The organism is Methylobacterium durans (assembly GCF_003173715.1).
GTDB lineage: Bacteria > Pseudomonadota > Alphaproteobacteria > Rhizobiales > Beijerinckiaceae > Methylobacterium > Methylobacterium durans.
The window spans coordinates 6,461,454-6,476,093 of record NZ_CP029550.1 but is presented as its reverse complement, the minus strand read 5'-3'; the positions used below and the strand labels follow the sequence as shown (position 1 = coordinate 6,476,093).

General features: G+C 63.9%; 13 protein-coding genes and 1 pseudogene. 7 read left to right on the top strand and 7 right to left on the bottom strand.

What is annotated here, in order from left to right:
- Nucleotides 1-23 precede the first annotated feature (23 nt).
- The 3 genes and pseudogenes from DK389_RS30365 to DK389_RS30360 form a co-directional block, all read left to right on the top strand.
- On the top strand, nucleotides 24-482 hold the full coding sequence (locus DK389_RS30365; protein WP_109893472.1) for an MgtC/SapB family protein: 459 nt from the start codon (nucleotides 24-26) through the stop codon (nucleotides 480-482).
- A gap of 259 nt (nucleotides 483-741) precedes the next feature.
- Nucleotides 742-927: a hypothetical protein gene (locus tag DK389_RS33260; protein WP_162560431.1), complete on the top strand. Its 186-nt coding sequence runs from the start codon at nucleotides 742-744 to the stop codon at nucleotides 925-927.
- Nucleotides 864-1,052 (top strand): annotated as a pseudogene (locus DK389_RS30360) (integrase core domain-containing protein); the annotation flags it as partial. The gene DK389_RS33260 and the pseudogene DK389_RS30360, both read left to right, overlap by 64 nt.
- Nucleotides 1,053-1,732: 680 nt before the next feature.
- On the opposite strand, the gene DK389_RS30355 reads toward DK389_RS30360, so the two are convergent.
- On the bottom strand, nucleotides 1,733-2,182 hold the full coding sequence (locus DK389_RS30355) for a VrrB protein (protein WP_109895378.1): 450 nt from the start codon (nucleotides 2,180-2,182) through the stop codon (nucleotides 1,733-1,735).
- A gap of 257 nt (nucleotides 2,183-2,439) precedes the next feature.
- On the opposite strand from DK389_RS30355, the gene DK389_RS33255 reads away from it, so the two are divergent.
- Together DK389_RS33255 and DK389_RS30345 are read left to right on the top strand one after the other, a co-directional pair.
- Entirely contained in the window at nucleotides 2,440-2,670 is a 231-nt protein-coding gene (locus tag DK389_RS33255) for a hypothetical protein (RefSeq protein ID WP_162560971.1), read from the top strand.
- Nucleotides 2,671-2,987: 317 nt separating this feature from the next.
- A complete protein-coding gene (locus DK389_RS30345; RefSeq protein WP_109895376.1) occupies nucleotides 2,988-4,673 on the top strand; it encodes a PAS domain-containing protein in 1,686 nt (561 codons plus the stop codon).
- Between the two features lie 263 nt (nucleotides 4,674-4,936).
- Here the strand turns inward: DK389_RS30345 and DK389_RS30340 are convergent, their stop codons facing one another.
- From DK389_RS30340 to DK389_RS33250, 5 genes are all read right to left on the bottom strand, one after another.
- Entirely contained in the window at nucleotides 4,937-6,904 is a 1,968-nt protein-coding gene (locus tag DK389_RS30340; protein WP_109895374.1) for a hybrid sensor histidine kinase/response regulator, read from the bottom strand.
- 317 nt (nucleotides 6,905-7,221) lie between these two features.
- The gene (locus tag DK389_RS30335; protein ID WP_335645510.1) at nucleotides 7,222-7,737 is read right to left on the bottom strand and encodes a Ros/MucR family transcriptional regulator; all 516 of its coding nucleotides are present in this window, start codon (nucleotides 7,735-7,737) and stop codon (nucleotides 7,222-7,224) included.
- A gap of 892 nt (nucleotides 7,738-8,629) precedes the next feature.
- Nucleotides 8,630-8,977, bottom strand: coding sequence for a hypothetical protein (locus tag DK389_RS30325; RefSeq protein WP_109895368.1), 348 nt, complete (start codon nucleotides 8,975-8,977; stop codon nucleotides 8,630-8,632).
- A 92-nt stretch (nucleotides 8,978-9,069) separates the two neighbouring features.
- Nucleotides 9,070-11,304: an SF1B family DNA helicase RecD2 gene (recD2, locus tag DK389_RS30320; RefSeq protein ID WP_109895366.1), complete on the bottom strand. Its 2,235-nt coding sequence runs from the start codon at nucleotides 11,302-11,304 to the stop codon at nucleotides 9,070-9,072.
- A 335-nt stretch (nucleotides 11,305-11,639) separates the two neighbouring features.
- Nucleotides 11,640-11,813 (bottom strand): hypothetical protein, encoded by a 174-nt coding sequence (locus DK389_RS33250; RefSeq protein WP_162560970.1) that lies wholly within the window; start codon nucleotides 11,811-11,813, stop codon nucleotides 11,640-11,642.
- 291 nt (nucleotides 11,814-12,104) lie between these two features.
- Between DK389_RS33250 and DK389_RS30315 the strand changes: the two genes are divergently transcribed.
- Both DK389_RS30315 and DK389_RS30310 read left to right on the top strand, forming a co-directional pair.
- Complete coding sequence (locus DK389_RS30315; protein WP_109895364.1) at nucleotides 12,105-13,265, top strand: AI-2E family transporter; 1,161 nt, start codon at nucleotides 12,105-12,107, stop codon at nucleotides 13,263-13,265.
- A 165-nt stretch (nucleotides 13,266-13,430) separates the two neighbouring features.
- Nucleotides 13,431-13,655 (top strand): hypothetical protein, encoded by a 225-nt coding sequence (locus DK389_RS30310; RefSeq protein WP_109895362.1) that lies wholly within the window; start codon nucleotides 13,431-13,433, stop codon nucleotides 13,653-13,655.
- Between the two features lie 676 nt (nucleotides 13,656-14,331).
- Here DK389_RS30310 and DK389_RS35075 read toward each other — a convergent pair.
- Complete coding sequence (locus DK389_RS35075; protein ID WP_257791922.1) at nucleotides 14,332-14,466, bottom strand: hypothetical protein; 135 nt, start codon at nucleotides 14,464-14,466, stop codon at nucleotides 14,332-14,334.
- Nucleotides 14,467-14,640: the final 174 nt, after the last annotated feature.

Sequence of the window (14,640 nt, the reverse complement as noted above, 5' to 3'; positions counted from 1 at the left end):
GATGAAGGGAATTGAGGACTGAGATGCTGCCCGACGCGACAGCGTTGCCCTTGTCTGAGATCCTGCTGCGGCTGGGCGCGGCGACGCTGTGTGGGCTCCTGCTGGGATTTGAGCGCGAGTTGCGCGGCAAGGACGCGGGCCTCAAGACCCACTCGCTTGTCAGTCTCAGCTCGGCCCTGATCACGGCTTCGGCCTTGAGCATGTATGCGGACGTGCGGGCGCACGGCGGCGATGCAGATCCGCTTCGTGTGATCCAGGGTTTGGCACAGGCCATCGGCTTCATCGCGGCCGGCACGATCTTCGTGGCTCAGCGCGACGTGAAGAACCTGACCACGGCAGCCAGCATCTGGCTCGCAGCGTCGGCAGGCATCGTGGCAGGAGCGGCACAGTTCAAGCTGCTCGCGGTGGCGATGGGCTTTGCCTTTGCAGTTCTGATCCTGCTCAAGGTTCTTGAGCGGTACGGCTTGTCGAAGCGAGACTAAAGCTTGGCTTCATGATGTGAGGTAACCTCGGCGGGAGGTGACCCGAATAACGATCATGCACGGCGCGGCCCCCTACGGCTTCTGTGCTCCAGCGCCGCGCGATCATCGCAAGCGGCGAGGCTCCATAAGCTTATACTTTAGAAAATAGCTGGGAGCTGTCACTGGCAGCCTCGTTTGCCTGATGGGTGTGATGTGACCTGACCGGCTGGCTTTGGACCGGGCTGATTGCGAGGATCAGCCAGGATCGGAGGAGCTGGAAATGAGGAGAGGACAGAGGCCGAGTGCCGAGCAGGTGGTGCTGACGTTGCGCCAGATCGAGGTGCAGACAGCCCAGGGCAAGAGCATCGCCATTGCCTGCAAAGAGGCGGGCATCTGCGAGCAGAGCTGCGCGACGAGTGCCTGCGCCAGGAGATCTTCTACTCGCTCAAAGAGGCACAAGCTGTGATCGGGCTTTGGCAAGCCAATTACAACCGCGTCCGGCCGCACTCGTCCTTGGGGTATCGACCGCCCGCGCCCGTCAGCTTCCCGGATCTGGCCTTCCGCCGACCCATGGCCGCTACCATGCAGTAGCCTCGCAACTGGCTCGGTCCAAAATGCCGGTCAGGTCACCAGCTGAGTTTGATGTAGCTCCAGCGTAGCTCTGCTCGCTCAAAGCGGGCATCGGCATGCTCTCGCCGGTCAGCGGGGCGGTCACGCGGCCTTTTGGCGAGAGGGTGTCCTGCGGCGGCCAAGAGGGCCGCTCGTCAGCCGCTGGATCAGCGGGTCGAACTTTGCCGGTAGCGGCTCACCTTCTCGCACAGGAAGCACATCGCGCAGACCGGATGCAACGCTTATAACGACACAGCCAATTGCTTGCCGGTCGAGATCAGGGGCTGGACGCTCGGCTGCGACCATCTTCGAACAAGCCGCTGACCCTGAAGCAGCGTGAAGAGCATACATTACGCGCTCCTGAATTGCCCCAACCCGAGGTGCAACTGAGCGGCGTCACGTGGACAGAATGTGGCCAAGTCCCGAGTGGAAGGGCATTTGACCGGCGGCCGTACCCCCTGAGCGGCAATTTGTCAGAAGTGGTACAGCGCAGCGATACAGATAGTTCAGGCGACCAACACAGCCGGTCAGCCGTGCACTCTAGCGCTCAGCCTTCACGAGAGCGAGCCTCACGAGCGGGAGTTAGCCGTGCTTCGGCGAGCTGTTTCGCAGAATGGCGACCTGACAATGGTGCTGGCAGGCACGCCTGCCAGCCTCCAGCTTCAGTACCCGAACCGAGCGTGGCGGTAATGATGGCGATGCCATCCGTAGTGCCGCCAGTGATGCCGGTGCCAGCCATAGTGGCGCCAGTAATGCGGCCGGTGATACCAGCCGTAACGATGCCAATGGTGGCGCGGCCGGTACCAGCCGTAGCGGTGCCAGTAATGCCGACGATGCCAGCCGTAGCGCCGATAGCCGTAATAGACTGGTCGATAGTACACTGGGCGGTAATACGCCGGACGGTAACCGTAGTGCACGGTCCGGAAGCCGTAGCCACGGTGCCGATACCAGCCGACATGGCGCCTGTGCCCAAAGTACCCCCAGCCCGTCCAAGTTGTTGGCGGCGCGGGTTGAGCGATGTGCTGGTCGATGCGGGCCTGTGGCTTGGCTTGGACCGCCGAGCCGAGGCCGAGTGCGAGGGCCAGTGAGATGACGATGCGACTAAAGCGCATGGCAACCTCCTGAGGATGTGGGCTCAGGAACGTCAGGCGGCCGATTGTTGTTCCGCGCCGTCGATGCACAAGCTTGCACCTGCACGTCTACGCATCGCCACCACGCCTCAGAATGCGGTCGGCTCCATGGCTGCCCGCATCAGCCAATTCTGACCGCAACGTCAGTACAGCTTCGGCGTCAGAGTGGGATGAGCCACGCCGGACCTCGTTGGCTCTTGCCAGTGGTGAGCAGGCTGAGCGGCACTTGAACGCTGCACGTGGCTATCGAAATTGAGGTGCCGCTGCGGGTGCAAACCATGCCCATGCCGAGCATGACGGAAACCATGACGATAGTGCCCGTGGCGGTGATGGCGCCGATGATGCCAGTGATGGTGATGATGGCGGCGGTGGTGCCAGTGCCGATGGTGCCGATGACGGTGCCAGCGATGCCGATGATGACGCCGCCAATGACGATGATAGCGAACCTCGACGAGGTTGCTGTCGAGTGAGGTTGCGAGACCCGCAGCGGTGCCGAAGTTCGCCGCCGACCCCCTCTCAGGCGCGCTCACGAAAAGGCCCGCAGCCAGGGCCAGTGCCAGCATCACTCTCTTGATCACCCGGTTCTCCACGCTCGGCGGGCACGATGGCTCCCGCATGCCGCTCAGAACGCTGCCCAAAATTTTCGGTTGCAGACGGCTGGCTACGACTTCGCACGGACCAGCGCAGGTGCGGCAGGGAAAAGACACAGCCAGCAACGCAGGTTATTGGGTGGATGGGCGCAATGGCCTAGCGGCAGGGTAAGAAGAATTTACACCCCAGGAGCCTCGTGCCCGCCAAAGCCACCATCACCGCCTCCCTCACGCCCGAACTCAACGCGTTCATCGCTGCCAAAGTCGCAAGCGGCCAGTACCGCACCGCCAGCGAGGTCATCCGTGCGGCTCTGCGTAGCCTCGGTCAGCAGGACCAGCCGGAGGAGCAGCACGTGGGCGGCTTCCCAGTGCCAAGCTCAGCGCCCACGTCACCCAGCCCGGTCTTTCTTCAGGGCGGCGGCACGATGGGAGCGCTCATGCGGGCGCATGATTGGTCGGCCACTCCGCTGGGCAGGGCGGCTTCATGGCCACAGCCGCTCAAGACGCTCGTCGCGCTGATGCTCGACTCACGCCAGCCCATGTTCATCGCCTGGGGGCCTGCGCGCGTGATGCTCTACAACGACGGCTATGTCGGCATTCTCGGGCAGCGCCACCCCGCAGCCCTTGGCCGGACCTTCGCTGAGGTCTGGTCCGACATCATGAGCAGGGTGGGGCCGATCCTCGACCGGGCCTACGCGGGCGAGTCCACCCACATGGATGACATCGCCCTGAACCTTCACCGCAACGGCAATGTGGAGGAGGCGCATTTTGCCTTCTCCTACACGCCTGTGCGTGACGAGGCAGGCCAAGTCGCGGGCATGTTCTGCGCCTGCACCGAAACGACTGAGCAGGTCAGAGCCCGAGCAGCCGCCCAGGCTGAGCGCGAGCGGCTGTACAGCCTGTTCCAGCAGGCTCCCGGCTTCATCTGCGTTCTCGATGGGCCGGAACACACCTTCAGCCTTGCCAATGCGGCCTACCACCGCCTCGTGGGCAAGCACGATCTGGTCGGGACGCCCGTCCGTTCGGCTCTTCCCGAGGTTGCAGGCCAAGGCTTCTTCGAGCTTCTGGACAAGGTGTTCACGAGCGGTGAGCCGTTCGTCGGACGCCAAATTCCGGTGAGGCTTCGGCGGGATGCAGACGGAGTGGCGGAAGACCGCTTCGTGGACTTTCTATACCAGCCGATCACGGACGCGAGCGGGAAGGTCACCGGCATCTTCGTGGAAGGTTCTGACGTGACGGAGCGGGTGCGGGGCGAGGAGCACCAGCGCCTGCTGATCAACGAACTCAACCATCGGGTGAAGAACACTCTCGCCACGGTGCAGGCCATCGCGCATCAGACCTTCCGAAGAGATCACAGCGCCAAGACGGACACCTTCGAGGCGCGACTGCTCGCGTTGTCCAAGGCGCACGATCTGCTCACCCGTGAGAGTTGGGAGGGCGCCGCACTACCGGAGATCGTGGACGGAGCCGTTGACGCCTTCCGGCGCTCAGACGGCGCGCGCTTTCAAGTTGGTGGGCCTGAGGTTTGGCTCACTCCACGGGTGGCATTGGCACTGGCCATGGCGCTGCATGAGTTGGGCACGAATGCCGCCAAGTATGGAGCGCTCTCGATTCCGTCTGGCCGTGTTCTGATCCACTGGACCACCTCGGGCGAGAGCCCAACGCATCTGCTGCTGCGCTGGGAAGAGCAGGGTGGCCCTCCTGTGGTGCCGCCGACGCGGCAGGGCTTCGGTTCGCGGCTGATCGAGCGGATGTTAGCGAGCGAGATGGGCGGTGAGGTCAAGCTTCAGTACGAGCCCGCCGGGGTCGTCTGCACTGTGGAAGCTCGCCTAGACAGTGAGCCTCAGGCCCGACCTGATGAGATCTCCACGGCCGTGGCCTGACTTCGGCATTCCAGCACACGAACTCTCATTGTCGAACGTCCGGTGGTCACGCTAACTCGCCACGAATGTGGCGTCGGGCTGATTAAGCCGGCGCAGAGAAGGCTCTTGGCGGCGAGGTGAAGCTCAATTCTCTGCCGGTCCGCCTGATCTGCCCCGTGGACGTGCGCCTTTACCCGATCCTCTTATCCCCGCGGGCCGATTGCTCGACCAGAGGCGCGCTGCCGGTCCACAGTACGTGCATGGCGGCTCATGACGCGGGCAAGCTACGGGGAGGGCCGTGCGAGGGGCACGACGTTGCCTTGGCGCGAAGACAGCGCGATTGGTGAGGCCGTTTTCTCAACGGCGAGCAGGAGCGCCGCAGGCTCGTAGGGCTTCGAGATCAGTGGGAAGCCCTCCTTGATCACCTTGGCTGCCTGATCGCTGTAGCCCGTCGCTAGCAGGACCGGCAGAGCAGGCCAGCGACTCCGCACGCTCTGGGCGAGATCGAAGCCGCTCATACCACCCGGCATCACGAGATCGGACAGAACCAGATCAAAGGGCTGCCCAGAGTTCAGGACGCGCATGGCTTCGGGCGCACTGCCGGTGCTGACGACCGAGTGGCCGCGCTCGGTCATGACCGCCGCGGCAACCTCCGCCACCTGCGCATTGTCCTCAACCAGCAATACTCGAAGTGGCCGCTCAGCCGCGCCGGGCTTGAGGCCGCTTTTGGCAGTTTCAGCGACCTGAGCGTTCGTGCGGTGAAGTGAGATCGTGAAGGTTGTGCCATGGCCGACCTCACTGGCCACCCGCAGCGATCCATGCGCCTGCTGGGCGAACCCGTAGACTTGGGGAAGACCGAGGCCTGTGCCTTTGCCAACCTCTTTTGTGCTGAAAAAGGGCTCGAACGCACGGGCCAGCACGTCCGGCGGCATGCCATGGCCGGTATCACTGACCGCGATCTCGACGCACTCAGGGCCGTCCTGACCGGGCTTGGTCACGTTCTCCGTTCTGATCCGAAAGAGCCCGCCTTTGGGCATGGCATCGCGGGCGTTCACGGCCAAGTTGATCAAGGCAATCTGTAGCTGAGACGGATCAGCCTCGACCGGCCACAAGCCTTCCGCGAGGTCGAAGATGAGGCTGATGTCTCCGCGCAGCGACTGCTTCAGCATGTCATCCATGCTGAGAATGAGCCGGTTCACGTCCAGCACCTCGGGCTGGATCACGTGGCGGCGGCCGAAGGCGAGCAGTTGCTGGGTTAGCCTGCGTCCCTGCTCGACGGCCTGGATCGCGTTGTCGATCAGCCGTGCCCGCCGCGCCTCGGGCGCACGGCGCAAGAGGTCGAGGTTGCCGAGCACCACGGTAAGCAGGTTGTTGAAGTCGTGCGCGATGCCCGAGGCGAGGCCGCCCAGCGCCTCCATTTTCTGCGCCTGGAAGAGCGAGGCGCGGGTCTCCTCCAGAGCCTGCTGCGCGTTCTGCCGCTCGGTGATGTCGCGGGTGACCTTGGCGAAGCCGACGAGATTTCCTGTCCGGCCGCGGATCGCGTCGATCACCACGCTGGCAAAGAAGCGGGTGCCGTCCTTGCGCAGGCGCCAGCCTTCCGCCTCGTACTTACCCTCACGCGCGGCTGCCTCCAGCGCTCTGTCGGGTACTCCAGCGGCTCGATCCTCCTCCGCGTAGAACTGGGAGAAGTGCTGGCCGACGATCTCGGCCTCGGAGTAGCCCTTGATCCGGGCCGCACCGGCATTCCAGTTGGTGACGATCCCCTCCGGGCTCAGCATGAAGATGGCGTAGTCGGTCACGCCCTGCACGAGGATGCGGAAGCGTTCCTCGCTCGCGCGCAGAGCCTCCTGCGCCGCCTGACGCGCCGTGATGTCCCGCGTGATCTTGGCGAAGCCGAGCAGGGCGCCGGATGCATCGCGGATGGGGTCGATCACGACGTGCGCCCACATGCGCGTTCCGTCCTTGCGGACCCGCCATCCCTCCTGCTCGAAGCGGCCTTCGCTGGCCGCGGTCTCGAGCGCGCGCCGGGGCAGGTCCGTCGCCTTGTCCTCGGTCGTGTAGAACCGGGAGAAGTGCTGGCCGATGATCTCGGCCTCGGAGTAGCCCTTGAAGCGCTCCGCGCCGGGGTTCCAGCTGACCACGATGCCGGTCGGATCGAGCATGTAGATGGCGTAGTCGGTCACGCCCTGGACGAGGATGCGGAAGCGGTCGTCAGTGATCGGCTCGCGTCCGGGCAGGGACTCTGATGACATGAATACCTCGGCTAAGCCTCCTGCCGAGACAGAACGGCTCGACGCCTCTCAGGGCTCAACGTGCGTTTGTGGCGTCCGTTCGCCTTTTGGCGAACAGGTGGCTGACAGTCACGCGCTAAGTCGCACCTCAGCGGGGCTGGGCGAGGCGAACAGGACTGCGAGCAGCCAACATATAGCCCGAAGTTCGTCTCGAACTCACGGCCCAGGCGCCGCCTGAGAAGTCGCTCAACAGCACCACCTCGGAAACGCAGGACGAAACGTTTGAAGAGGAAGTGAGTGACGATGTTGAACCTGTCAGTCGCCGTTCCCGCAAAGGCTCACTCAGCGAAGCCGTCGTCCTCGATCGGCTCGCGCGTGATCGTCTCCTCGAACTGATCGGCTGAAGGCTGGTCAGCAACCATCTGCTGGGGGGCATCTTCAGCAGCGTCCTGCTCGGCGTCTGGTGCTGCCTGTCGAGCCAAGCCTGCTCGACCCAATCCCGCCCCGCGGGCCAACTCTGCCCGCTTGGCCGAGTAGCTTGCCGCAGTCATGGGGTAGCCGACCGGCAGCCCCCACTTCTCCCGATACGCTTCAGGGCTCAAGCCTCGCAGGCGTAGGTGACGCACCAAGGTCTTGTAGCGCTTCCCGTCCTCGAAGCTGACGAGATGCTCCGGGGTGATCGAGCGCTTGATCTCGGCGACCGTCGCCTTAGGAGCGGAAGTCGGCGCGTCACTGGCGCCGGTGGCTAATCCGGCAAGCGTTGCGTGCACACTCTGGATCAGGCTTGGCAGATCATCCGGACGGACGTGATTGCGGCCGAGGTAGGCCGAGACGATCTCGGCCGTGAGAGACACGAACTCAGGGCGTTCGGGGCCTACGGCTGACATGCGAAACCTGCTGCGCTGCGGTGGTCGTCGCGCGGAGATACCACCGCAACCAGCAGCGGCAAGCTTACCAGCAGGCCCGTGGCAGACGCCTCTTCCAGCGCTCGCCCCGACGCAACTCTGGATGGCGCTCGCCCCGCTCGCGGCGATCTGTATGCGGCTGCGTCGCGGTTGCAGCTTGCCTTCGCAATACCACGCTCACTGGAGGCGGCTCGACAGGAGCGAGAGCCGCTGCCTGCGCCTCGGAAGCCATCTTTGGCTCCGCAGGCGTGTTCGCAGCTTCAGGTGCAATCCGACGAGCACGAGGTTTCCGCTCGGCTCGCGGCTTCCGCTCAGCCGCACGAGACGCCAGCACCGCCTCTTCCTGCGGCTCAGGCTCACTCGGCACGTACATCGGTACGAGGCTGGGTAGAACCCGCGGAGCAGATCGAGCCTCTGGCTCAGCCTTCTCGATCAAGACCGGGCGCGGCTCCGGCTCGCGACGAGGCAAGGTCGGTGCATCCACCCGCAGCGTTACACCCTGCCAGAGACCGGCGCCGGGGCGGTTACGACCGAAGGTGTCGGCCAGAGATGAGGTAGAGGAACGGGTACGCTTAACTTCGACCACAACGGGTCGCGCGCTTCTGCGCTTCATTTATCAATCCTGAGAGTACGAAGCTGAAGGCTTCCAACGCAGTAAAGGTGCGTGGCGTTCATCTGGGACGAAAAATGCTTCTGTGTCGAGAGCGAAGCACAAAGTAGTTAACAAATCGTTGCCAGATACCTCTGATGCTCGTGTGCGAAGGTGACGCGATACGTTCGCAAAGCGGCACATGCGGTTCGAGCGGCGAATGGGTCCCAAGCAATCCTCCACGATGGCCCCTCACGCAACCGCAGTCCTTCCATGCTTCCGGTCGAGCGCTTGTTTCAGCAGCAGCAGCACCTCGTCCCACGTATACGCGTTGGTGAGATGCTCGCCCTTCATCACCTCATCAGCAACAGAATTGATCGGGCGGTGCGTGCGCCCATCGTATTGCCGAGGGAAGCTGTGAAAGCGATGTCCCACCGGGTACTCGGTTTGGTAGTCCGGGAAGCCGGTGACAGAGACCGTCGAGAACCGAACGCGCCGCTCGTCCCGGTTCCTGATCCACTCCATGTTGAGAAGCACGTCGCGGAAATAGTCTGGGTCTTCGACCCGTTCGTGAGGGTACTCAGCAGGAGCGGCAGACATCTGGCCAAACCCAGCACTTCGGCACGAAGGTGCTTCAGCATGTGGTAAGCCGTATTGCGCGCGTCCACTGGTCTGCCCGCAAGAGGGAGCTACTATTTTGGATGAGCCGAGTAGCCCACCGAGGGTGATTTTTCGGCTCTGAGCCACTCCCGCAGCTTCGTCCAGCGCCGCTTGGTCTGACCGCTGCGGACAGCCATCCCGATGGCCTTGCGCTGGCCGATCAGCACCACAAGCTGCTTGCCTCGTGTGACACCCGTGTAGAGGAGATTGCGCGCCAGCATGTTGAAGTGCTGCGTCACGATCGGGATCACCACGGCCGGGTACTCCGAACCCTGGCTCTTGTGGATCGTCGTGGCGAAGGCAGGCACCAAGGTGTCGAGTTCGCCGAACGGGTAGATCACCTCGCGCTCATCGAACAGAACGATCACCGCCCCTTCCTCATCGTCGATGCGCTCCACCATGCCAAGATCGCCGTTGAACACCTCGCGGTCGTAGTCGTTCTGTGTCTCCATCACCCGATCGCCGGGCGCGAAGCGCCAGCCGAAGCGCTCGACCTGCGCGGGCGGGTTCGGGTTCAGCACGCGCTGGAGTTCGTGGTTGAGGTTGCGCGAGCCGAGTGAGCCTCGCAGCATCGGGGTGAGGACTTGCACGTCGCGCACCGGATCAAGCCCGAAGGTGCGAGGGATGCGCTTCGTTACGATCTCGATCAGCTTGGCGACGCCGACCTCCGGATCATCGATCTCGATCAGGTAGAAGTCGGCCTTCTCACCGGGGCGAGGCTTCTCCGGCATCTGGCCATGGTTGATCCGGTGGGCGTTGACGATGATCCGGCTCTCCGCTGCTTGCCGAAACACCTCGGTGAGCCGCGCCACCGGCACGCGCTCTGAGGCGATCACGTCGGCCAGCACCTGCCCCGGCCCGACTGAGGGTAGCTGGTCCACGTCGCCGACGAGCAGGAGCCCGGCTCGCTGCGGCACCGCCTTGAGCAGCGCGTTCATCAGCGGCACGTCCACCATCGAGGTCTCGTCGATGACGAGCAGGTCGCAGTCGAGCGGGTTCTCCTCGTTGCGCGAGAAGCCGCCGTGCTTCGGGTCGATCTCCAGCAGACGGTGGATGGTCTTGGCCTCCAGCCCGGTCTGCTCGGTCATGCGCTTAGCAGCACGGCCGGTCGGCGCGGCCAGCAGCACATGCACGCCCTTGGCCTTCAGGATGCGCAGCACCGAGTCGAGCGTGCTGGTCTTGCCGACGCCCGGTCCGCCCGTGATGACGCAGAGCTTCGAGCCCAGCATCAGCCGGACAGCTTCGATCTGCGAGGGTGAGAGGGTCTTGCCGGTCTTCTGCTCGACCCAGGGCCGCGCCTTGTCGAGGTCAATCTCGGGCCAGGGCGGCGTGCCAGAGGCTCGCTCGATCAGGCGCTCGGCAATCATCCGCTCCGAGGCGTGCAGGCCCTTGAGGAAGACGCAGGTCTCGCCATCCACTGTGTCGGCGACGACCTCCTCGCCCCGCAGTTCGAGTGCGATGGCAACCCGAATCAGATCGGCATCGACCTCCAGCAGCTTCTGCGCGAGCACGGCAAGCCGTTCGGTCGGCAGGGCGCAGTGGCCCTCGTCCATGGCGGTCTGGAGCGCGAAGGAGACACCCGCCCGCAGCCGCTGGGGCGCCTCCTTCTCCAGCCCGAGCTTCATCGCGATGGCGTCGGCCGTGCGGAAGCCGATGCCGCGGATGTCCTTGGCGAGCCGGTAGGGGTCCTCGGTCATGACCTTGATCGACTCATGACCGTAGGTCTTGAAGATGCGCACCGCCCGCGCCGTGCCGACGCCGTGGGCGTGCAGGAAGATCATGATCTCCCGCACCGCCTTCTGCTCGGCCCAGCCGCGCACGATGCGCTCGGCGCGCTTGGGGCCGATGCCGCCCACCTCTTTGAGCCGCTCAGGCTCGGCCTCGATGATCTCGAAGGTCTGCTCGCCAAACAGCGCCACGATGCGCTTGGCCATGGCTGGTCCGATGCCGCGCATGTAGCCGGAGGCGAGGTATTTCTCGATGCCCTCGACGCTGGTCGGCGGCGTGGCTTTCAGCGTGTCAGCCTTGAACTGGAGCCCATGCTGACGGTCTGAGAACCAGATGCCGGTGGCGGTGATCCACTCGCCCGCGCCGATGGCAGGCGCGTGCCCGACGACCGGCACGAGATCGCGCTTGCCGCGGGTCTGCACCTTCAGGACGCAGAAGCCGGTCTCGGCATTGTGGAAGGTGACGCGCTCGACCGTGCCCGCGAGCGTCTCGACAGGCGTACCGCGATCGAACTGGCTCGGAGCCGCCCTCTGGCTCATCTCACATGCTCAACCAGCTTCCAGTGCCTCGGGCAGGACAGCCTACTGCTGCCTCTGACGCGCGACGATCGTGGTGCGCAGTTCCTCACCAGAAGATTGTTCGATTTTTGTTCGCCGCAATCACAGGGGGTGCCGAGTGGGGCGACTTCGGCCGAGCCGATCAGGAGTTCGTGCACCACTCGAAGCCGCTGTTGACCGCAATGTTGTGGTTGAGCTCCAGCAGCGTCCTGTCGGTCAGAAGGCGTTTTGGTCCCCTGACGCAAAAGCGCCACTCCCCTTGCCCACCTCATACCTGTTCGGGCAACCGACCTGCCAGCCTTGCCGCGGCACCTGCCTCAGGATCGATAGCTGTCGAGCTGAGTTCGTCCGGTCGCGGTGATCCGAAGCCGAGCCGGCTTCTCGCTGATACGAGCAACCGCCTTCTCGGCGACTAAAGCGTTCAGCGCAACCTTCAGGGCTTGGAACGAGAGCCTGGTGCCTGCAGCTGTCTCAAGGTCTTTGAACGGCACGCCTGCGTCTCCATGCCTGGCATCAAGAGCCTCGAGGATCTCCAGAACCGTGATGCTCTGCAGAGAGTCCGGTCGTGGTGCTCGTGGTCGCATGTCCCTTCCCCTTGCTGCTCGTGCTGCAGCCTAGCAGATGCACGCACAAGCCTGGCCGATGAACTCTTGGGAGACCTGAAGCCGAAAGACAGGCCCTCAGGTCAGCCTCAGGCAATTGGAACATGCCGCTCAGGGTAGGGGCGGATCGTTCCCTCAATCGAGCCCGTTGATGGCTGCGCAACGCGTCCAGGAGGATGCATGGCGGTCACCCGGGAACAAGATGCGGTTACGCCCTCGTCAGCCAACGAGCGTGCCGCTGAGCGCGACGAGCGCGACGCCCGTGGCGCGGTCGCAGCCGGTGAGGCCGTTCCACACGGGGTCCGCTCAGTCGGGATCCTGGTGCTCAGCCTGCTGGCAGTCGTCTACACGCTCTACATAGGGCGAGAGCTGATCCTCCCCATCGTCGTCGCCCTCGTCCTGAAGCTTCTGCTCGGGCCTGTCATGTGGATCCTGCATGAACGGCTTCGTTTGCCCCACGCACTCGCTGCGGCGCTGCTGATCCTGGTGGTGTTCGGGGCGATCGCAGGTATCGGCTTCACGATCTCCATCCCGGCATCGGGGTGGATCCAGCGCGCTCCCGAAAGCTTGGCGCTGCTGAAAGAGAAGCTCGCCGTCCTGCACCATCCGCTCGACCTGCTGCAGCAGGGGCTGCACGCCATCGAGAGCCTGACCGCGACTACTGGGCAGGAGGGGCAGAGCCAGACCATCACGGCACGGCCGGCCTCTGGTCTGGCGGCTTATCTGGCCACGAGTACTGCGGCGATCCTGTCGCGCTTCTTCACGACCATGATCCTGCTGTTCTTCTTCCTCGCCTCGGGCGATCGCTTGTTGCGCGGCTTTGTCGAGGTGCTGCCGAGCTTCTCCAACAAGCGTCAGGCCGTCGAGATCGCCCATGAAATCGGGACCAACATCTCGGGCTACCTGCTCACCATCACGATGATGAATGCCCTGGTGGGGGTGGCGACAGCTCTTGCCATGTGGGCCTGCGGCCTCGGCACGCCGCTCCTCTGGGGAGCGGCTGCGTTCCTCCTGAACTACATCCCGATCCTCGGGCCTCTGGCCGGTGTCGGGATCTTCTTCGTCGTGGGCGTGCTCAGCCTGGACTGGCCCTGGTACGCGCTCACGCCGGCGGGCCTGTATCTGCTGATCCACATCGTCGAGGGCGAGACGATCACACCCATGCTCCTGGCCAAGCGCTTCACCCTCAACCCTGTCCTCGTGATTGTCTCGCTGTTTTTCTGGCACATGCTCTGGGGCGTGCTTGGCGCCCTGCTGGCTGTGCCGCTGTTGGCCATGCTGAAGATCGTGGCGGACCGCGTCGAGCCGCTCAAACCGATCGGTCACATCATCGGCTCCTGACAGCCAGACGCTCGATCTTGCAAGCTCTGCCTTCGGGCCTCCTGCGATCACTCATCAGGCTCGCGGAGCCGCTCTGATGTGAGGCCATGTAGGCCGCGTGAGCACGGTCCGTTCGACCGGCGGGGTCAGTTGGAGGGGCTACACAGTACGCACAAAACTATAGCCATGCTTACCACGCGCATCATCATAGAGGTGAGCGAACGCCAAGATTCGCTTTGGGATTGCTGGGAGGGCTTGAAGATGCCGGCCGATCGGATCGCAGGATCGGGTGATGACGTCGACGTGCGGGCGATCCGGAAATTTTTGCGTGCGGTGATGCTGCTCAGTGGTGCTGTTGGGCTTGGGCTGGTCTGGGCTACCGGCGAGATGATCGTACTGGTGATCGGCTAAGGAACGTTAGCTTCCTCGGGTTCAAGGGTGCGTCCGGCAGCTCGGATCGAGTATATTTCTGGGTTGCGGACGACTCGTTTTGCAACGGACCAACGGCAGATGCTGACAAATTAGGAAGTCGGAGGCCCCTTTGCGGCGTCCAGCCGTCATTGTGGGAGCCGAGCTCGGATCTTCTTCTGCATGGCGACGCCCGCCTAATTACTGTAGCTGGCGGGACCCGCCATTGCAGAGTGCGCGTCCTGAGTGGCTGACGCATGCAAGCCCGGCCTCACTCCACCGTACAGAGTTGTTGCCGAAGCGGGGTGGGCAGCACTGCGCTCGACGTGTTGGGGCGGCGCGCGCTCGGCTAGCCAAACGATGCCGAGGAATACCGCGAGCACCGAGAGCAGGAGGCCAAGTCCTTCACTCAGCTGATCGGCCCACTTGTGCAGAGCCTGGATCGCCAGGCACCCGGCCACGAATATCGCCGCTAAGACTACGGGTAGCATTTGAGCGCTCATCCTCGCTCCGCATCTTCGAGAGAGGCTCAGATAACCCTTCGCTTCGGCCCTGCGTTCCTGCATTTTCGATGCGCCGAGGCTGCATCACTATGTGCTGCTTGTTGCGGGCTACCCCAGCGAGGACAGGTCCATACCGCGAAGCTTTGTGCCCCAGCTATTACCAGTTGCCAGGGCAACTAGATGATCTGATAATCGCGCGGCACGCTGGCGCGATCCATTGTGCGGCCGCCGGTGGGGACGGTTTTCCCCCTCACCCCGCTCTCCACCGGCGGCACTCCACCTTTGATGGTCGGCTTGATTTTGATCTCCATTAATGCCGGCATCCTGACCTCGAGTGATAAGCAGAAGGTCTCGCTCAGGAGCCGATGCCCGCGCGAGAGGGGCGCAAGGCGGCGGTGACGCTGCTCCGGGCTGCCGGCAGGATGAGCAAGACGGACAGGCTCGCCTCGTGCGGGCCTGTCTTGCTTCCGGCCGGCTATGCCCGA

Coding starts and splice junctions, on each gene's coding strand:
- DK389_RS35075 (WP_257791922.1), bottom strand. CDS start 14,466: ATGGAGATCAAAATCAAGCCGACCATCAAAGGTGGAGTGCCGCCGGTG.
- DK389_RS33260 (WP_162560431.1), top strand. CDS start 742: ATGAGGAGAGGACAGAGGCCGAGTGCCGAGCAGGTGGTGCTGACGTTG.
- DK389_RS30340 (WP_109895374.1), bottom strand. CDS start 6,904: ATGTCATCAGAGTCCCTGCCCGGACGCGAGCCGATCACTGACGACCGC.
- DK389_RS30355 (WP_109895378.1), bottom strand. CDS start 2,182: ATGCGCTTTAGTCGCATCGTCATCTCACTGGCCCTCGCACTCGGCCTC.
- DK389_RS30365 (WP_109893472.1), top strand. CDS start 24: ATGCTGCCCGACGCGACAGCGTTGCCCTTGTCTGAGATCCTGCTGCGG.
- DK389_RS30310 (WP_109895362.1), top strand. CDS start 13,431: ATGCTTACCACGCGCATCATCATAGAGGTGAGCGAACGCCAAGATTCG.
- DK389_RS30315 (WP_109895364.1), top strand. CDS start 12,105: ATGGCGGTCACCCGGGAACAAGATGCGGTTACGCCCTCGTCAGCCAAC.
- recD2 (WP_109895366.1), bottom strand. CDS start 11,304: ATGAGCCAGAGGGCGGCTCCGAGCCAGTTCGATCGCGGTACGCCTGTC.
- DK389_RS30325 (WP_109895368.1), bottom strand. CDS start 8,977: ATGTCTGCCGCTCCTGCTGAGTACCCTCACGAACGGGTCGAAGACCCA.